Annotated in this window: 21 protein-coding genes; 5 read left to right on the top strand and 16 right to left on the bottom strand. The window is 40.4% G+C overall.

Annotation, left to right across the window (positions count from 1 at the left end; all coding sequences use genetic code 11):
• Nucleotides 1-5 precede the first annotated feature (5 nt).
• Both spoIIP and gpr read right to left on the bottom strand, forming a co-directional pair.
• Nucleotides 6-1,211 carry a stage II sporulation protein P gene (gene spoIIP / locus AC6CHU_RS09165; protein WP_159864912.1) on the bottom strand — a complete coding sequence of 402 codons (1,206 nt, stop codon included), beginning with the start codon at nt 1,209-1,211 and terminating at the stop codon, nt 6-8.
• A gap of 68 nt (nt 1,212-1,279) precedes the next feature.
• Entirely contained in the window at nt 1,280-2,407 is a 1,128-nt protein-coding gene (gene gpr / locus AC6CHU_RS09160; protein ID WP_159864909.1) for a GPR endopeptidase, read from the bottom strand.
• Nucleotides 2,408-2,665: 258 nt separating this feature from the next.
• On the opposite strand from gpr, the gene rpsT reads away from it, so the two are divergent.
• Nucleotides 2,666-2,932, top strand: coding sequence for a 30S ribosomal protein S20 (gene rpsT, locus AC6CHU_RS09155; protein ID WP_159864906.1), 267 nt, complete (start codon nt 2,666-2,668; stop codon nt 2,930-2,932).
• Nucleotides 2,933-3,010: 78 nt separating this feature from the next.
• On the opposite strand, the gene holA is transcribed toward rpsT, so the two are convergent.
• Entirely contained in the window at nt 3,011-4,051 is a 1,041-nt protein-coding gene (gene holA / locus AC6CHU_RS09150; protein WP_251283720.1) for a DNA polymerase III subunit delta, read from the bottom strand.
• 298 nt (nt 4,052-4,349) lie between these two features.
• On the opposite strand from holA, the gene AC6CHU_RS09145 reads away from it, so the two are divergent.
• Nucleotides 4,350-4,484: a YqzM family protein gene (locus AC6CHU_RS09145; protein WP_035331183.1), complete on the top strand. Its 135-nt coding sequence runs from the start codon at nt 4,350-4,352 to the stop codon at nt 4,482-4,484.
• Between the two features lie 107 nt (nt 4,485-4,591).
• Here AC6CHU_RS09145 and AC6CHU_RS09140 read toward each other — a convergent pair whose 3' ends face one another.
• The 3 genes from AC6CHU_RS09140 to AC6CHU_RS09130 form a co-directional block, all read right to left on the bottom strand.
• The gene (locus tag AC6CHU_RS09140; protein WP_251283668.1) at nt 4,592-6,916 is read right to left on the bottom strand and encodes a DNA internalization-related competence protein ComEC/Rec2; all 2,325 of its coding nucleotides are present in this window, start codon (nt 6,914-6,916) and stop codon (nt 4,592-4,594) included.
• A gap of 70 nt (nt 6,917-6,986) precedes the next feature.
• Complete coding sequence (locus tag AC6CHU_RS09135; protein WP_251283667.1) at nt 6,987-7,550, bottom strand: ComE operon protein 2; 564 nt, start codon at nt 7,548-7,550, stop codon at nt 6,987-6,989.
• A gap of 97 nt (nt 7,551-7,647) precedes the next feature.
• Complete coding sequence (locus AC6CHU_RS09130) at nt 7,648-8,280, bottom strand: helix-hairpin-helix domain-containing protein (protein WP_498121329.1); 633 nt, start codon at nt 8,278-8,280, stop codon at nt 7,648-7,650.
• 90 nt (nt 8,281-8,370) lie between these two features.
• Between AC6CHU_RS09130 and comER the strand changes: the two genes are divergently transcribed.
• Complete coding sequence (comER, locus tag AC6CHU_RS09125; protein ID WP_159864892.1) at nt 8,371-9,195, top strand: late competence protein ComER; 825 nt, start codon at nt 8,371-8,373, stop codon at nt 9,193-9,195.
• 72 nt (nt 9,196-9,267) lie between these two features.
• On the opposite strand, the gene AC6CHU_RS09120 is transcribed toward comER, so the two are convergent.
• Genes AC6CHU_RS09120 through AC6CHU_RS09085 form a run of 8 tightly spaced genes read right to left on the bottom strand, consistent with a single transcriptional unit; the run spans nt 9,268 to nt 14,336 of the window.
• Nucleotides 9,268-10,017, bottom strand: a complete 750-nt coding sequence (locus AC6CHU_RS09120) for a class I SAM-dependent DNA methyltransferase (RefSeq protein ID WP_251283666.1) — start codon at nt 10,015-10,017, stop codon at nt 9,268-9,270.
• Nucleotides 10,014-10,370, bottom strand: a complete 357-nt coding sequence (gene rsfS, locus AC6CHU_RS09115; protein ID WP_251283665.1) for a ribosome silencing factor — start codon at nt 10,368-10,370, stop codon at nt 10,014-10,016. Before rsfS ends, AC6CHU_RS09120 begins: the two co-directional genes overlap by 4 nt.
• Nucleotides 10,371-10,374: 4 nt before the next feature.
• On the bottom strand, nt 10,375-10,941 hold the full coding sequence (yqeK, locus tag AC6CHU_RS09110; protein ID WP_251283664.1) for a bis(5'-nucleosyl)-tetraphosphatase (symmetrical) YqeK: 567 nt from the start codon (nt 10,939-10,941) through the stop codon (nt 10,375-10,377).
• The gene (locus AC6CHU_RS09105; protein ID WP_251283663.1) at nt 10,931-11,500 is read right to left on the bottom strand and encodes a nicotinate-nucleotide adenylyltransferase; all 570 of its coding nucleotides are present in this window, start codon (nt 11,498-11,500) and stop codon (nt 10,931-10,933) included. Before AC6CHU_RS09105 ends, yqeK begins: the two co-directional genes overlap by 11 nt.
• 38 nt (nt 11,501-11,538) lie before the next feature.
• On the bottom strand, nt 11,539-11,829 hold the full coding sequence (gene yhbY / locus AC6CHU_RS09100) for a ribosome assembly RNA-binding protein YhbY (protein WP_251283662.1): 291 nt from the start codon (nt 11,827-11,829) through the stop codon (nt 11,539-11,541).
• Complete coding sequence (locus AC6CHU_RS09095) at nt 11,823-12,662, bottom strand: shikimate dehydrogenase (protein ID WP_251283661.1); 840 nt, start codon at nt 12,660-12,662, stop codon at nt 11,823-11,825. The genes yhbY and AC6CHU_RS09095 overlap by 7 nt, the downstream gene beginning before the upstream one ends.
• Nucleotides 12,663-12,710: 48 nt before the next feature.
• On the bottom strand, nt 12,711-13,817 hold the full coding sequence (yqeH, locus tag AC6CHU_RS09090) for a ribosome biogenesis GTPase YqeH (RefSeq protein WP_159864872.1): 1,107 nt from the start codon (nt 13,815-13,817) through the stop codon (nt 12,711-12,713).
• 3 nt (nt 13,818-13,820) lie between these two features.
• The gene (locus AC6CHU_RS09085) at nt 13,821-14,336 is read right to left on the bottom strand and encodes a YqeG family HAD IIIA-type phosphatase (protein ID WP_159864869.1); all 516 of its coding nucleotides are present in this window, start codon (nt 14,334-14,336) and stop codon (nt 13,821-13,823) included.
• 516 nt (nt 14,337-14,852) lie between these two features.
• Here AC6CHU_RS09085 and AC6CHU_RS09080 point away from each other — a divergent pair.
• Complete coding sequence (locus AC6CHU_RS09080; RefSeq protein WP_035331211.1) at nt 14,853-14,993, top strand: sporulation histidine kinase inhibitor Sda; 141 nt, start codon at nt 14,853-14,855, stop codon at nt 14,991-14,993.
• A 69-nt stretch (nt 14,994-15,062) separates the two neighbouring features.
• Here AC6CHU_RS09080 and AC6CHU_RS09075 read toward each other — a convergent pair whose 3' ends face one another.
• Nucleotides 15,063-15,839 carry a phosphatidylserine decarboxylase gene (locus tag AC6CHU_RS09075; RefSeq protein ID WP_159864866.1) on the bottom strand — a complete coding sequence of 259 codons (777 nt, stop codon included), beginning with the start codon at nt 15,837-15,839 and terminating at the stop codon, nt 15,063-15,065.
• 249 nt (nt 15,840-16,088) lie between these two features.
• Here AC6CHU_RS09075 and pssA point away from each other — a divergent pair, with 249 nt between their 5' ends.
• A complete protein-coding gene (gene pssA, locus AC6CHU_RS09070) occupies nt 16,089-16,628 on the top strand; it encodes a CDP-diacylglycerol--serine O-phosphatidyltransferase (RefSeq protein ID WP_159864863.1) in 540 nt (179 codons plus the stop codon).
• A 36-nt stretch (nt 16,629-16,664) separates the two neighbouring features.
• On the opposite strand, the gene AC6CHU_RS09065 is transcribed toward pssA, so the two are convergent.
• Nucleotides 16,665-18,464 carry a M3 family oligoendopeptidase gene (locus AC6CHU_RS09065; protein WP_251283660.1) on the bottom strand — a complete coding sequence of 600 codons (1,800 nt, stop codon included), beginning with the start codon at nt 18,462-18,464 and terminating at the stop codon, nt 16,665-16,667.
• Nucleotides 18,465-18,565 lie beyond the last annotated feature (101 nt).

The raw sequence follows: 18,565 nt of genomic DNA, 5'->3' as shown, positions 1-18,565 counted from the left end.
TAATATTATTTCTTTTCTGATTCACCGCCAGCCGGTGAATTCACTTCCTCTGCCTGCCAATAATATTCACTGAACACTTCCGCGAGCGCTTCAGCTGAACGGTTTAACTCCTCAAACGTATTATCGACTCCCCCAAACTCAATGAGGATGGCATTGCCTGATAAATCCTGATTAAAGTTGCCATTCGTCCCTGCGCCTTCTTTTTTCATTATTCCCCTGCTTAATCCTTTGTATTTGACGCTCAATCTATCATGCAGCTCTTTTGCAAATTTTAAGTTCTTTTCGTAATTTGGATTATTTCCTCCAATTATAAAAGCCAGCTTGGCATAAGACTCACCGTTAATTTCTTTTGTTGTATCTTTTTTTCTTTTTGAATCACGGTGAATATCGATTAAATACGTCAGATCCCGATTGGACGTAATTGCAGCCTGGACAACTTCTCTGGATTCCTGATAGGAACTTCCATAATTTAATCCTTTCGTATTTAAACTTCCCTGGATATCTGTTTTGTCAACAAAGGTTCCTATCCCTTTACTCTCCATCACTTCCTTAAGCCTGTCTCCAATCTTCGTCACATTAATTTTGGAATGAAAAGCGGCATCCGGATTGGTTACCCCCTTTAGATAAGGAAGATAGGATTCAGTATTATGCGAAAAATAAACATAGACTGGTTTTTTATCTCCGGTAGACATCGGCGGTGTTTTCGACTGTTTTGAATCACCATCCGGCTCAAGCCCTTCGGTGTTTTGCAGGGCTGCCTCCTGCTCTGCCATCAGCACTTCGATAGGCGGTGATGATTCCACCGGCATGTTTGTATAATCCGTTCCTTCACCTGCAACAAGTATTTTGCTGTCATAAATTGAGAAAAAGGGAAGCTCCCTCCCCAGAAGACTTCTGGGATCATCCAAATTGACATTTGTTGATAACTCAAAAATTAAATTGGCAAAGCCCGGGTGAGAACTGCTTTCAGAAACTCCCTGGAGAAATGAGTGATTTTCCCATCCGAGAAAATGATAAAGCATTTCACCTGTCAGGCTGTTTGCAGCAGAATTTACGGAAGATGAACTGATTCTGTATTCTGGCTTTAATGAAGTTAATGCTCCGCTTATCGAAAATATCATAAATAGAAAAAGCAGAAATCCGCCTATTGCCTTCAGCAAGCTTGTCCCTTGAATAGTTACTACAAGTCCATTCGTTTTAAAAGGTTTCATTGTTCCACCTCTCCTTGCTAGTCTAGTAAATGTTATGACTTTGCTAGAGAAGATAGAACAGGTATTTTCTACCTTGTATAAAATCCGGCATTATCCTGATTCACTTTTTGATGAAGCGCAGCATTCAAACCGTTAGCAATCAAGTTTGACATATCTTCAATAAATACATCCACTTCCTTTGGCGTCACCATAAGATTGTGACCCAAAGGCGAGAGTACTTCATAAATAAGCTTCCGCTTCTCCTCTTCAGGCAGGGTTCCAATCATGCCAAGAAAGGTTTTTCTATGATGTTCCTCCGGCAGGTCCTCATCAGTCAGCTTTTTCTTCTCCCCAAAAGTCATTCCTGCAGGAGCAAGGGCACGTGATGGGCGGCCGCCTTCTTTCATTTCCTTTCCGAAATGCTTCAGAATGTAGTCAATAGTATCGCTCGTGATGGACACGGCATCAACAACTGTTGGAATTCCAATTGCTATGACAGGTATCCCTAAAGTTTCTTTGCTGATTTCTTTGCGTTTATTCCCGACACCAGAACCAGGATGTATCCCTGTATCCGAAATTTGAATGGTAGAATTGACTCTCTCAATTGATCGGGAAGCAAGAGCATCGATAGCAATGACAAAGTCGGGCTTTGTTTTTTCAACAATGCCATAGATAATATCACTTGTTTCTATCCCGGTCAGCCCCATCACTCCCGGGGAAATAGCACTTACTGGCCGGTAGCCTTCCTCAACGCTTTCAGGCTGCAGCTGATAGAGGTGTCTTGTAATAAGCAAGTTTTCACAAACTTGCGGACCCAGCGCATCTGGGGTGACATTCCAGTTGCCCAGACCGACAATTAAACATGATGCATCTTCATTAATACCCAGCTGCTTGATAAAATGGGAAAATTCACTTGCAAACACATTCTCCACTTTTTGCTGCAGCTCCGTATCCTGCTGGCGTATGCCCGTTACTTCAAGGGTCAAATATTTTCCCTCTTTTTTCCCCAATGCCTCGGCACCTTCCTTTGTTACTTCAACAAAGGAAATTTTTATATCGTTTTCTTCTTTTTCTTTAATTATTACGCCTTCTATTTGGGAAAGATTCTCCTGCTGATGAACATTGTCTTTCTGCCTGCCGGAGATTACCATTTCCCTTGCTTCAATAGCAAGGTCTGTTCGGACTGAATATTGGCTTAAATCTATCGATTCCTTCATATGTATCCCTCACATTCTCAGCTTATTAGGTTGGAAAATAAAGACAATACACTAAAATTCAGATATATACTATCTTTGCCTTTAAAATCTAAAAACATGCAGAATAAGATTGAACTTCCCAATTTATCCTTTAGTAATTTGATTACAGAGTATTGCATTATGCCCCCGTGTTTGATAAAATATCACTTGTTCTGAAATTTGTTATGAATGTGAATGTCGAGTTATAGAATCTCGATGCTTTTTCAGGAGGTGAATGGAATGCCAAATATTAAATCTGCTATCAAGCGTGTTAAAACTAACGAAGTTCGCAACGCTCAAAACGCTACTGTTAAATCAGCAATGCGTACAGCTGTTAAGAAGGTTGATGCTGCAATCGTAAACAACGATTCTGCTGCTGCAACTGAATCTTTCGCTGATGCTGCTCGTAAACTGGACAAAGCTGCTGCAAAAGGTCTTATCCACAAAAATGCTGCTGCCCGTAAAAAGTCTCGTTTAATGAAAAAAATGAACTCTTTAAATGCGTAATGTTTAAAGATATCGGCTATCTTAAGGGATAGCCTTTTATTTTACATAAAAAAGCGGTCCAAATGCGGACCGCTTTTTTTATTGAGGATTTTTTCTCAGGGCCTGACTTTGCAGACGAAACAGGAACATTTCAATCAGCATGGTCTTATTCATGCCACCTGTTTTCATCTGGTAATCTGCTTCAGCAAGCAAGCTTATGATTGCTGCAAGTTCTTCGTCTGCAAACAGCTGAGCCTGTCCGGCCGCAAGCTTCACCCGAAAAGGATGAACCTTTAAATAGCCTGCAATCTGCTGCTGGCCGTAGCCTCTCCTGGCAAGCTCCTTCACCTGATAAATCAAACGGAACTGCCCTGTAATAACAGATAAAATCTTAATGGGCTCCTCATTTTGCTTTAATAAATCATAATAAATTCTCAGAGCTTCTTCAATTTTGCGGTGAACCACCTTATCTACAAGGGAAAAAATATTTTGCTCTAAAGAACGTGATACCATTTTTTCTGCCATTTGTTCATCTATCCGCTTTGTGTCATTCGCATATAGGGCTAATTTATCGATCTCGTTAGTCAAAATAAACAGATTGGCACCTGCCAATGTCAAAATCAGCTCAACAGCCGATTCATCAATTTGCACACCGTTTAATGCTGCCCGCTCCCTGATCCAGACTTTCAATTCACCTTCATTTAATTTCTTTGCCTCAAGAACCGCAGCCGTTTTTTTCAATTGCTTCGTTACTTTTTTCCGATCATCAAGTTTTTCTGCAGATGAGGAAAATACCACCACAGAATATGGAGCAGGTTCTTTCATATAGGCTTCAAGCTTTGACAGATTATGCTCCTGTTTAGCTTTCGTTTTCTCTGACGTTAAAAAAACCGGGTTATGTAAAAAGATCAGTCTTCTTTCACCCATAAACGGAAATGTCTCCGCATCTTCAAGAGCTGTATCAATAGGGGTTTCCTCAAGGTCATAAGAGGATAAATTAAAATCAGCTTCGTCTTCGCTAAGCACATTGTTGATCAGAAGCTGCTTCGTTTCGTTTATAAGATAAGGTTCTGTTCCGTATAATAAATAAATAGGAGCAAAACTTTTCGCTTTAATTCTGTTCCAAATATCAAAAACCAATTTCTTCTCTCCGTTCGCCATTCAATATATTCACTATATATCCTAAAGAAGCGATGGCAATTTGACAAGACATAAGAAATTGGCGCCCGGATGAACGCCAATTTCCAATCTATATAGAACGCTGCATTCCTGAGGCCCGGGAAACTCAGGAAGCTGCGGTGCACCCTTGGTTATTATTTTCCCCTTGATGTTTCGTCATATTTGTGACAACTCCTGCTAATGCAGGAAAAGGGCAGGGGAACTCTAGATTTTTTCAATTGAATGACTTATACTATATAGGAAATAGGAGGGGTAGACTGTGAACGAATTTGAAAAGAACGTCCAAAGCAAACGTAATGATGCAATCGACTCTGGTGTAGGATTCATCGTATCATTCGGTTTCTTCGCAACGTTATTTATTATTGCAACAGTCATTAAATTTTTAGGAGCTTAATGGCTACATAAAGTAATGTGTCACCATACCGCTGACACATTGAGGCTGCCTTGGCAGCCTCTTTTTTTGGCTGAATTGCGATAAAGTATTACGCTTTCTAACATATACTATGGAAGCTGCACTGAAAAGGTTCCTGAATCCCCTTTAAAAAAGTAAGTAACTGCTCCTTGCTTATCGGTTCTCAAAACTTTTACATTATAGCTATTTAGCCTGTTCATTACATCATTATGAGGGTGCCCATACCTGTTGTTCGCGCCTGCAGATATAACGCCAATCCGCGGCTTCACTCCGGCGAGAAACAAATCTGTTGAGGAGGTTTTGCTTCCATGATGTGCAACTTTCAAAACATCCGCTTTTAGTTTGGGATAAGACTTAATGAGCTGACCTTCCCCCTGCTCCTCCAAATCACCGGTAAACAGCCAGCTTAAACCTCCCACTTGGGCAAAAAGGACAATTGATCCATCATTTTTTCCAACAACCTCCCCCATCTCTCCGCCAAACGGGGACAAAACTTGAAATACGGAATCTCCTATGAGCCAGCTATCTCCGGCTTTTGTAAAGATAATTTCGCTTTTGTTAATTTTTGCCTGATCCATTAAATCCTTTTCAGCTTCCAAGAACTCAGCTCCCCGCGGGAAAACAATAGAATTTACCTTTATTTCCCTCAGAACAGCTGATGCTCCGCCAATGTGGTCCATATCCCCGTGAGTGAGAAAAAATTTATCTATTTTACTAATCCCTTTGCTTTTTAAAAAAGGCACTACTGTGTCCTTACCTGTTTCATATGGATCGCTTCGCATCTTCCAATCCTCAGTCTCAAACATGAGCGTGCCTCCTGAATCTATCAAATAATTCCCTCTCCCAAACGGAAGCTTAATCAGAATGCTGTCACCCTGCCCAACATCAATAAATGTAATTTCACCATAGGGTGTCAGCACATTTGATAAGTAATGAATTAATATAGGAAGGATGAGAAGGATACCATACTTAGTAACTATTTTGTTTTTTGACCTTTCCCAGCCTGCAAAGAATGCGGGAATCAGCAGAAGATATATGATGATCAGCACCAGTGATGGTCTGCCAAGAATAAGGGTCGAATTAGGAATGGCCGAAAGCATTTGAGCAGCCCAATTAAGAAAAACGATTATTTTTTCAAAAACACTAAGTAAGAAATCAGCCCTCCCTCCTGTTAACAAATCAATAATGAATAGAATTAATACCAAAGGTAGGACTATTGAAGAATACAAAGGCACAAAGATCAGATTGGCAAATACGGAAATAACCGATACTTCATAAAAATGCCAAAGGAGAATCGGAATGGCCGCTGCCTGGCAAATAAAGGAAACAGACAGGATAGCAGCGAAGGGATGAGTGAATTTCCTGAGGATGGCTGGTGCTGACAGTATAAGTGAAAAGGAAACAGCAAAAGACAGCTGAAACCCCGCATTATAGATAACAAAAGGGGAGAAGAAAAGGTAGATAACAAACACAATGGAGATAACATCGGCTAATTGAATAGGTGCTCTCAGCTTCTTTGCAAGCAAAACCACCATCATCATAAATACAGCCCGCAGAACAGATGGTGCAGCACCGGTCAGGATTGCGTATAAAGGCAGACCCGCGAATAAGATGCCAGTCACTTTTTCTCTCGTAATTCCGGCACGTATTCCCGCCAGAAAAAACATTCCAGCAAGCATTCCTACATGAAGGCCGGATATGGCAAGCAAATGAATAATACCGATTTTCTGATATAAAGCAATAGTATCCTCTTCTATAAAATTCCGATCGCCAAAAATAAGGGCGATTGCCAGCGGAGCTGTCTGTTCTGGGAAATGGTCTAAAATATAATGTGTTCCCATTTCTCTCATTTTCAAAATAGGTAACATAATGGTGCTTTTATTGTAGGTGCAATCAGAGAGGTCTAATTGTTCCAATTCGAGGATCCAAAAAATACTGTTATGATTTAAGTAATCCTTGTAGCTGAAGGAATTGGGATTTGTGGATGCGGGAGGAATCCGCAAGGTGCCATTAACCCGGCATGTCATTCCTATCTTAAGATAGTCTGAAAGGAATTTTTGTTCTGTTTCGGATTTGATCTTATACCTGGCAGCCAGCTTTTCTTTTTTTTCGGTCAATTCAACTTGGACTGTGAGAAGGTCCCCATCTATCTTTACTGATTCTGACAGGGCAATTTCAAAATTTCTCTCATTTCCTCTAAGACTTGTTCTGTTATATTCTTCCGCTATTTCACTTCTTATGGAAAAGGCAAGATAAATCAAAATCAGGATAGTCATGTTCTTTTTGACCAAGATATTTCTTTTGACGAGGAATAGGGCAAGAAGAGAAAAAATGATAGCAATTGCCGGATGAAAAAAAGATGTCAAAATCCCCAGGAGCGAGGCAGCCGCTGCGTAGATCCATCTGCCTTTCATATCATTTCTCCTTTAGTTTTTTTAAGGGAGCAGCACCTTATCAGATAGATACTGCTCCTGTCAATGGCCTTTATTTTTGAAACAGCTTGTCCTTTTTTTCTTTATAGCTTTTCAAAATGTCCTGATTTTCACCGTTTTTTTCAAGCTCATTAATTAAATCTTCTATAAAATCACGTTTCTCCTGTATGCTGTCTTCGAACGATACTTTTTCAGCTGCCACCTGGACAGTTTTCACTCCGGCCTTCTCAAAGAGTTCAATTCCATAAGGGTGATTTTTATAATCTTGCGCGTAGTAAACTGTTTTGATCCCCGCCTGTATTATTGCTTTACAGCATTGAAGGCAAGGGAAATGAGTTACATATATTTCTGCATCACTTGTCGGCACCCCAAACTTTGCACACTGTAAAATCGCATTCATTTCCGCATGAATAGTCCTGACACAATGGTTATCAATAACATAGCAGCCTTCATCAACACAATGTTCACCACCGGCAATTGATCCATTATAGCCGCCCGCAATGATTCTCTTATCCCTTACAATTGTTGCCCCGACCGCAAGCCTTGTACATGTGCTCCTCAAAGCAAGTAAATGGCTTTGTGCCATAAAATATTGGTTCCAGGAAATCCGGTCCATCTGTCTCTCCCCTTTATACAGGCATACATGCCCTGAATTCTTAGCTTTTTCTCTCAATAGTGTAAGCCTCAAGCTAAAGAAGGTCAATGGGATGAAATTAGTTTACACTGATATGATCTTTGAGTTTTTCGAAGGTTTTATCCCCTATCCCTGATATAGATTTTAAATCCTCAATTGCCTTAAAGGATCCATTTGTATCGCGGTGTTCAATTATCGCAGCAGCTTTAGAGGGGCCAATCCCCGGCAATGTTTGCAATTCTGCTTCATCTGCACCATTTATATTCACCTTTCCGCTATCCTGCTGTCCTTTACCCTCGGAAATCCCGCCCCCCATCGGAGCCTCTTCTGGAATTTCCCCCTCTTTCGGAACATAGATCACCATTTCATCTGTAACTTTGAGGGCAAAATTAATTTTAGCGCTATCCGCTTTTTCCGTCAGTCCCCCTGCTTTTTCCAGCAGGTCTATTACCCTTTCACCCTGCTGTGCTTCGTACACTCCCGGTTTTTTTACTGCGCCTTTAACATCTGCTTTCATTAGCAGTGGCGCCTGTTCAGCCTGCATATCACCCGCTGTTTCTTTACCCTCTTCTTCAGTCATTGCAATTGATTGTTCAATCTCAGGAAATACTTTAGTCTCAGGAACGGGAGCCAAATAATAATAGAGGAGTGCAGCCAATGCGATCGCCCCTCCTGCAATGTAAAATTTATACGTTTTTATCCATTCGGTCACTATAGTTTCATCCTTTCTTTTTGGAATAAATGTTTTTTTGATACATATCGTTATATGAGAGAGCCTGCTTTTTTAAGGAGGGATGTAGCATTGAAAATCGGAATTATAGGCACAGGTAATATGGGGAGAATTTTGACCGAGGCCTTCCTGGATGGGGGAGCCATTTCTCCGGCCAGCTTGACGATAACCAATCGGACAGTGGCAAAAGCGATGGAAATAAAAGAAACGCATCAGGAAATTACTGTTGTAAATAATGCAAGAGAGGCTGCCCATCGTTCTTCGCTGATCTTTATTTGTGTTAAGCCTCATGATGTTTATAATGTCGTTCAGGATATTTCGCCGGTCCTGTCAGAAGATAAATGTGTAGTATCCATAACCAGCCCTATTAGTGTAAAACAGCTCGAATCTATTGTGCCTTGTTCAGCAGCGAGGGCGATTCCAAGCATAACAAATAGGGCCTTATCAGGGGTTTCATTATTATCATTCGGTGACCAGTGCAGCGAACAATGGAAAGGGGAACTCAACAAGCTTTTTGAAAGCATCTCCACGCCTGTCTTTATAGAGGAGGAAATTACCAGGGTTTCTTCGGATATTGTCAGCTGCGGACCTGCCTTTTTCAGCTATTTGACACAGCGTTTCATCGATGCGGCAGTTGCTGAAACGGAAATTGATAATGAAACAGCAACTAAGCTTGCAGGAGAAATGCTGATAGGGCTTGGGGACTTATTGAAAAAAGGTTTTTATACATTGCCTACATTGCAGGAGAAGGTGTGTGTCAAAGGAGGAATTACAGGAGAGGGAATTAAAATTCTTGAAGCCGAGCTCGGCAGCATATTTGAACACTTATTCCAGGCTACACATTCAAAGTTTGATGAAGATCTTCTTGAAGTAAAAAAGCAGTACTCTCTCCATTAGCTATTCGATATTAATAGAAATAATCCTGCATTTTTTAAAAAAAACAGCCGGAATAAAACCGGCTGTTTTTAATTAATGCCTTTTCTTTGCAATAAAAATGATTCGTTCTGCCTGGCTGCCTGGCGGTCCTTCTTCAAAATCTGCTGATACTTCAACAAGTTCAAAACCGCATTCCTCAAGCCAGCTTTTATATTGATCAATAGGATAAGTACGCTGCAGGTGAAGTTCATCATAGCGGTCATACTTTCCAGTTTCTTCGTCCAGAACAAAAAATGAAAGATCATGCTCTACAGAATTGGGATATTCCCCCTGATAACTGTGCCAGATAAATGAAATTTCCTCATCATTTTCAGCAAATGTCTGGTTCATGAATATCTGCATCATTTTATAAATGGAATGGACATCAAAGATAAATAGGCCATCATTTTTTAAATGACTATGAACCCGGCTGAATGTGTTCTTCACATCTGATTCTGTTTCCAGGTAATTCAGAGAATCACAAAAAATGCCAATGATATCAAATTCACTAAACCCTTCAAGCTCTGCCATGTTCTGCAGGAAAAATGGGATTTGAAGACCTTTTTGCTCAGCCTTTGATTGGGCTACTGCGAGCATATCCTCTGATAAATCGACACCTGTTACATCATAGCCCTGTTCACTTAACCTTATTGAAAGCTGTCCTGTGCCGCATGCAAGATCCAGCAATTTCTTTCCGGAAACATTAAATTCTTCATGCTTTTCTTTGACTAATTTAATCCAGCTGTCATACGGAACATCTTCCATCAGCCTGTCATATAGATAAGCGAACTTTCCGTAACTCATTGGTTAAGAATGCCCTGAACGTTCTCGACCGGAGCGTCGCCCCAAAGTCTTTCAAGATTATAATAGCCTCTCTCATCCTTATGGAAAATATGTGCAACTACATCACCCATATCAACCAGAATCCACCTGGCTTCATCAAAGCCTTCCATTCGCTTTACAGTAAACCCCTGCTCTTCTGATTTTTCTTTCATTTCCCGAGCAATTGCCTGCACTTGTTTATCAGAGTTTCCGTGGCAAATGAGAAAGTAGTCCGAAATCAGGGAAATGCCCTTCATATTAAGAACCGTTATATCTTCTGCACGTTTATCGTCCGCTGCTTTTACTGCCGTCATCAGCATTGTATTTTCTGTCATTTAATCAATCCTCCTTATTCATTACAAGGTCATTATAAGTTTGGAAGGAAGCCGGAAAAACAGGCTGCCCTTTTTTCATTAAAAACATGATAGTGTTCTGGACAGATTTTATTAAAGCCTTGTCCAAGTTCGTCTTTGCTAAATCACGAACTTCGTCAACTCCCGGAAAATGCCTTCCAGGTTCAATATAATCTGCAAGATAAATGATCTTTTCAAGAAGCGACATTCCCGGTCTCCCTGAAGTATGATATCTTATTGCATCTAATACCTCTTTATCGCGGATTCCTGCTTCTCTTTCAGCCAAAAAAGCACCGACAGGAGCATGCCAAAGTTCATTATTGTAGTCCAAAAGCTCAGCTGGCATACCTTCCTTAATGATAATTCCCCTCATTTCTTCCTTAGGGCGGAACTTGGCATAATCATGAAAAATGGCTGCTAATTCAGCTTTCTTACTATCAGCACCATGTTTCTCTGCAAGTTTAATGGCTGTTTCCATCACACCGACTGTATGAAGGTAGCGATGTTCAGTCAGCTGCTCCTTTACAATAGCTAGTGCTGTTTCACGATTCATATAAATGATTCTCCTTTATATAGCTCCTTATGGCATCCGGTACCAGATAGCGTATAGTGCCGCCTTCCTTTACACGGTTTCTGATCATACTTGAGGATATACCCATTTCAGGAATATCGGCATATAGAATCGGATACGGAGTATGCAGATTGTAAGATGGCCGCCTTACTCCAATAAAGGTAATCAGTTCAAGCAGTTTATCAATGTTATGCCACTTGGGCAAATATTCAACCATGTCAGCTCCAATAATAAAATAAAATTGCTTTTGAGGATAGTGTTCCTTCAAAATCCTGATCGTATCGTAGGTAAAAGAAGGACCTTCCCGCTCCAGCTCAATCAGCTCCAATTTAAATCCGGAATGATTATACAAAGCCAGTTCCAGCATTTTTATTCGATCATTGCTGCTGACATTATCAGACCTCTTTTTATGGGGAGGCTCATGATTCGGCATAAACCAGACTTCATCCAAACCATGGGAAGACATTACCTCATTCGCAATAATGAGATGGCCTAAATGAGGCGGATTAAAGGTCCCTCCAAGTATGCCTACCTTTTCCATTTACACTCCTCCATGCATTCAGTTTAGTCACTGGAAGCTTACGGCAGATTAATTTGTTTGTTTTCTTTTGATTCTCTGTATAAAACTATTATATTCCCGATGATTTGCACAACATCTGCCTTTGCACCTTCTGACAGCTGCTGTGCCACCGTGTCTCTGTCTACTTCACAGTTTTGAAGAACTGAAACCTTTAATAATTCACGGGCTTCGAGCGCCTCTCCTACCTGCTTAATCATATTTTCATTAACCCCGCCCTTTCCCACTTGGAAAATCGGGTTCAAATGATGCGCTTTTGATCGCAATAAACGCTTTTGTTTTCCTGTTAGCATACTAATCCTCCCAGCTGATTTAAAACCTTTTCTCTCATTATTTCAATATCCGGCCCAATGCCAGTCCACATTTCAAAGGCCAGTGCCCCCTGATATACAAACATATCTATTCCGTTCTGAATACCCGCGCCCTTTGCGGCAGCTTCCTTTAAAAGCCTGGTTTGGAGCGGATTATAAATGATATCACTGACAAAAGCTCCAGGCTTAAGCTTATGGACTGAAAGCGGGCTTTGGCCAATTTCAGGGTGCATCCCGATTGATGTTGTCTGAACAATTAAATCGTACGTTTCCAGACTTTCCTCTGCGTCCTGCCGGTTCAGCACTTGAGAAGGAACCTGAAATGGACAATCAGTTTTAATTTGTTCAGCCCTTTGTGGTGTCCGATTGCAAATATCCAAAAGCTTCGGACCTTCTTTAGCAATGGTAAAATAAATCGCTCTAGCAGCTCCGCCTGCCCCCACTATCAGCACCTTTTTGCCATTAATTGATTGTATTTGATTCAGCAGGCCCTGTACAAACCCGCTTCCATCCGTATTATAGCCTATAAGCATACCATCCTGATTGACAACTGTATTAACAGCCCCAATTGCCTCTGCCAGGGGATCCAGTTCATCTAAAAGAGGGATGATAGCCTCCTTATGGGGAACTGTAACATTAAAACCCGCAATTCTGATTGCCTTAAACCCCTTGACAGCATCAGCCAGATTCCCCCTGGTTATATGGAATGGCTGATAATGTGCATCAATGCTGTAAGTCTTAAATAATTCATTGTGCATAGCGGGGGACATCGAGTGGGAAATTGGATCCCCAATCACTCCAAACAGCTTTTTCAAACACCCTCACCCCTTTTTGAAAAGCGTAAGCAAATGCAGGTGCACAGCCTAAATTAATGACTTTCTCATCATGGCATGGACACCTTTAGGAACATATGCAGCTACTTTGGCCCCACCCTCATTTACCGTAATCCAGCCAAGTCCTGAAAATACTATATCTGTTTTCGGTTCTTTAATTGTGAATTCATGTTTCACAAGCTCCGGAAATGTTTCCATCTGTTCTATTCTTGGAGGTGTAAGCATTTCTCCTGCATGATTAGCATATAGTTCATCCGCCTTCTCTGTTTTTGTGCGGTGGATATTTAATTCATTGGAGAAATGGCAAACAAATGAGCGCCGGCCGCCTGCAATGTAATCAAACCTTGCCAATCCGCCAAAAAATAGAGTTTGTTCTTCATTCAGTTGGTAAACCTTAGGCTTAATCTCCTTTTTAGGTGTTATCACCTTTAAATCCCTTTTATCTACATAATGGGCCATCTGATGATGGTTTATTATTCCTGGAGTATCCACCAGAGCCTTTCCGTCAGATAAAGGTATCTCGATAATATCAAGTGTCGTACCCGGGAAGTGGGAAGTTGTGATTACATCGCCCTCACCTGTTACTTCCTTTAATATTCTATTAATGAAAGTAGACTTTCCTACATTAGTACATCCTACTACATAAACGTCTTTTCCTTCCCGGTAGTGATCGATGGCTGCTGCAATTTCACTAATGGAGTACCCTTTTGCAGCACTTGCCAAATACACTTCTTCCGGTTTCAGCCCCAGCTGTTTTGATTCCTGCTTCATCCAGTTAATCAGCTTGTTTGTTTTCACGGACTTTGGAAGCAGGTCAACTTTGTTTCCAACAAGCAGGATTTTATTGCTGCCAACAAAACGGTGAAGCCCTGGCAGCCAGCTGCCGTTAAAATCAAAAATGTCTACAATCTTCACAATTAGTGCATCACTTTGTCCAATTTCATTCAGGATTTTCAGAAAATCATCATCTGTCAAGCTTACATCCTGAACTTCATTATAATGCTTTAGCCTGAAACAGCGCTGGCAAATAATTGTTTCCTTCTGCAGAGCTGATTGAGGAGCATAACCTAATTCATCCGGATTTTCTATCTGAACTTTCACTCCACAGCCTACACACACAAATTGTTCTTCACTCACTTTTTAATCCTCCCACTGAATCATTCCTTTTTTTCTGAACCAATTTAAAATCCGTCTTTCCACCAGCCGGTTAAATTTCGTAACAAAACCGTCAGTTTGAGCTACAGGTACGACCAAAATGGTATGGAACCCGCTTCTGTTTCCTCCCAGCACGTCAGTCAGCAATTGGTCCCCAATCACCACTGTTTCCTCTTTTTTCAGTCCCATTTCAGTCAATGCTCTTCGGAAGGCTCTGCCCATTGGCTTTCTTGCCTGATAAATAAAAGGAATATCAAGGGGATCGGAAAAAGCCTTAACACGATTTTCATTATTATTTGACACAATGGTAACCTTGATGTTGCTTTGCTTCATTTCCTCAAACCAGCTAATCAGCTTTGGTGTTGCATTCGGCCTGTCCCATTCGACTAGAGTATTATCCAGGTCCGTGATTATCCCTTTAACTCCCTTTTCCTGTAAACTGTGTGGAGTTATTTCAAATATATTTTTAACATGCTGATTAGGCAAAAAATGCATTAACACTATATTTACACCTCAATCATTTATTCATATTGTCCGGCAAATGCCCTCAAATTACTTCCGGTCTCTTGTAACACGCAGTCTGCAAAATTTCCGATAGAGAAAAACGCCGATTTCATCATACCCAATTTCATTCGCTCTTTCAAAAGTAAACTATGGCGGACACAATCAGGCCGTTCTATTTATACGATTCCACAAAATGAGGAAAGACACTCAAAACTCACTTAATTTGGACGAAATACTTGTTATTCACCCGTAAAATAAAAATTTTTCGACAAAAGTCAACTGTTCCTAATCCTTGTGGATAACTTTATGCACATAATCCATTATGATTTTAATACTTTTTCCCTTTTTATGAACAAAATAATCACAGGTTATCCACGGTTTCCTGTGGATAAGAGAACAGTTGTTCTAACCGTTTTATTTTGCTAGAGTAGGGGTACAACATAAATCTTACATTATATGTATAAAATAATTCTTTTAGAACTGAAATATCAAGTACCTGGAGGTGGGACAGGAATGCGTAAACTGTCAGATGAATTATTAATCGAATCCTATTATAAGGCAAAGGAACTGCAGCTTAGCAAAGACTTTATCCGTTTAATTGAAACAGAAATCCACCGGCGTTCACTATCAAACAGAATAAAAGTCACATCCTAAAAATGGACAAGCCCTAAAAAGGGCTTTTTTTATTCTCATATATAAACTCGAAACAGCTAGCCTGTACATTCACATCAGGGTTCCAATCCGCTCCCCTACTTTAATATGAGCTGGCGTCTTAATTGACTTCTCAAGTTCGAATTTTCCCTTCTCAAACAGAAGAATGACGGTAGAGCCAAATGTAAAATAGGCCATTTCCTTTCCTTTTTCAAGCTGGTCACCTTGATGCGTAAGTTCAATGGAATTTACAAACATAGCACCAACCTTTACAATAGCTATCTCAGCATCACCATATCGAACTTCAGTTATGCTCCGGTAATTTTTAGAAAGCGTTTCTCTTCCATATTTTAAACCCCATTTGTTAACCGGAAAAGATTTCAGCCCCAGGAACCATTGAGCTGCTACTTTTCCAGTAACCGGACTGTGTATCCTATGATAGTGGCTTGGACTTAAATAAAAGATTATGTAAGTGCCGCCTGCATATTTACCTGCTTTATTTGCACCAAGCATCTCAGAGATGGAATAGTTCTTCCCTTTTACGGTAATTATACGATCCTCCCGGATATCCCCAATATTTTCGATTACAGCATCTACAGGACTTACCACTGAATCAGGACTCGCATCCGTTACTCTCGAACCATCCTTCAGCCTTCTAATGAAAAACTCATGAAGTGTTGGATATTCATGCAGTTTTTTTTCCATTTCACTCTCATTGATATTATAAATTCTTGAAAATGAAGGAATGACCCTTCTGCTCAAATTTGATTGTGCAAATTTCTGAAGTATACCGGAAGTCCATCTTCCATTTGTCAATTCAATCAGCAGTCGATATACAGGTTTTAACAAAGGAAATGCCCCCTAACTAAATATGTTCTTTACGAACAGGCATAAAAAGCATAGAATAAAATATTATTATATAACATATAAAACTAAGTTTGCCATAGACTTCCTCAGATTTGGCTCTTTTTTTATTATTACCTTCATAAATTTGCGGATTACTTCTATTTTCTATCCTTCCTGTTAGTTCCCAACATAGCTGTTAGAAACCTTTCTAACGTCTGCAATCTGTGATTCCTGGTGCAAGGAGTGATTAATATGTTTTTTCAGGATGTTCTTGATATAACCATCAAAAAGCTAAAGGCGCAGACAGCCAATATCTTAACTCTGTCTAACCTGTTCTTAGGTTGCTTTGCTATTTTATTTTCTATTAATGGCAATTTGAAATTGAGTGTGCTGCTGATCTTTATTGCAGCCCTTGCTGACCGATTTGATGGAATGGCAGCAAGAAAAATGAATATCGAATCGGATTTGGGAAAGCAGCTGGATTCGATGAGTGATATTATTTCATTTGGGGCAGCACCTGCACTACTCCTTTATACAGGAGTACTTTATGAATTCGGGGCACCCGGGTCCTTCCTGACTGCTCTATATATAGGATGCGGGGCCTTAAGGCTTGCCCGTTTTAACATTACTGAGAATAACGGCTATTTTACCGGTCTGCCAATAACTGCTGCAGGATGCCTCGCCACTTTATGTTTTCTGGCAGTTCCTTATTGGCCTGCACCTGTATTCCTCTTCATAATGCTGATACTTTCAATTTTAATGATAAGCCCATTCAGACTGAAAAAAATGTAAAGAAGCCGTGCTCAAACTAAGAGCGCGGCTTCCATTTTATTTATCTTCCGTTAATGCCAGGAACTCTTCCACATCGTCCATGCATAATTGAACGGCGCTTTCCCAGAACTCAGGTCTGGTTAAATCAGCATTTAAATGCTTCAATGCTAAATCCTCGACTGTCATCGATGCAGTATCTTTCAATAATGCAATATATTTTTCCTCATATCCTTTCCCTTCTTTTAGTGCCTGTGCATAGATTCCAAGCGAGAATAAATATCCAAAAGTATATGGGAAATTATAAAATGGGACTCCAGTAATAAAGAAATGAAGTTTTGAAGCCCAGAAGGACGGATGATACTCATCAAGTGCGCCGCCATAAGCCTCTTTTTGAGCTGCAGCCATGATTTCATTCAGACGGTCAGCACTTACATTTCCCTGTTTTCTTTCTTCATAGAATCTTGTTTCAAACAGGAATCTCGCATGGATATTCATTAGAAGTGCAACAGATCTTTGTACCTTATCTTCTAGAAGTGCCAGTTTTTCTTCTTCTGATCCCGCATTTTTCACTGCTGCATCTGAGACAATCATTTCTGCAAAAGTAGAAGCCGTCTCTGCAACATTCATAGCATAATTCCTATTCAGCAAATGAAGATCTCTCATTGCATATGTATGGAAACCATGCCCGAGTTCATGTGCCAGGGTGGAAACATTAGAGGGTGTCCCTGAGTATGTCATAAAGATTCTTGATTGGCTGCTTTCAGGGAAGTAAGTATGAAAACCGCCTGGCGCCTTTCCTGGCCTGTCCTCTGCTTCAATCCACTTTTCTTCAAAAGCTTTTCTTGAAAAGGAGGTCATCTCTTCTCCGAATTGATCAAACTGCTCAAGGATAAATTCCGCACCCTCCTGATAGGATAATTTCGTTTCAGCCTCAGAGAGAGGCGCATCCAGGTCATACCAGTTTAATTTTTTTAAACCTAAAAGCTTTGCCTTTCTCTCCAAATATTTAATAAGAGGTGCTTTATGACGGGCAATTACCTCCCACATTATTTCAAGGGTTTCTTTTTTCATTCTGTTCAAGTCCAGCGGTTCCTTTAGAAAGTCATTCCATCCTCTTAATTTATATATATTTAATCTAAAGCCGGCTAAGTGATTCAGGGTCTTGGATAAATAGTCAGACTGGCTATTCCATGCCTTTTCCCAATTATCAAAAACATCCTTGCGCAACTTCCTGTCAGGACTTGAAAACTTATTGGCAGCCTGTCCAACTGAGAGCAGGTTTATCTCCCCATTTTCAGTGCAGGGAATCTTCATGTTTCCTACTATTACGTCATACATCTGGCCCCAGCCATGATAACCATCAACTGCAAGCGCATTAATGACCGTTTCTTCCTCCTGCGAAAGTTTTTCCGAGGCTTTTTCGCGGCGTTCGCTTAAAACAAATGATAGTTCATGCAAATCCTCATCATTTATTATTTGCTCCCATGCACTCTGATCTAAACTTGCCAGTTTCTGATCAAATACAGTTAAAGCATTTTGAAAACCTGCACTCAATTCCGTAGTTGCCCCTCTCAGATCTTTCGCTTTTTTGTCTTCGGTATTTTGAGCCTGAAGACAACTGACAAAAGCACCAGCCTGGCGCACTTTTCTTGCTGTCTGCTGAAATAGCTCAATAATTTCACTTATTTCAGCGGCATCTGCAGCGGAGTTTGAAGGCTCCCATTTATGTATCACATTAGAAAATGAATCGATATGTTTTCTTGTTATCTGTAAATGCTGCTGAAATTCAGCTGAGTTGCTTCCACCCTTAAAAAAGACATCTAAATCCCATACTGACGAATATGCTGTTGCAGTCATATAATCCCCCCAAAAGTTTCGGTTGCAGAAATATTATACCTTGAATTTTCGGAAATTTCTATAAAATATACAAAAAAAGCCCATATCCTATGATATGGGCC

Source organism: Cytobacillus sp. GQ23 (genome assembly GCF_059758675.1).
Note: the sequence above shows the minus strand (reverse complement) of the source record. Positions and strands in the feature narration are given on the sequence as shown.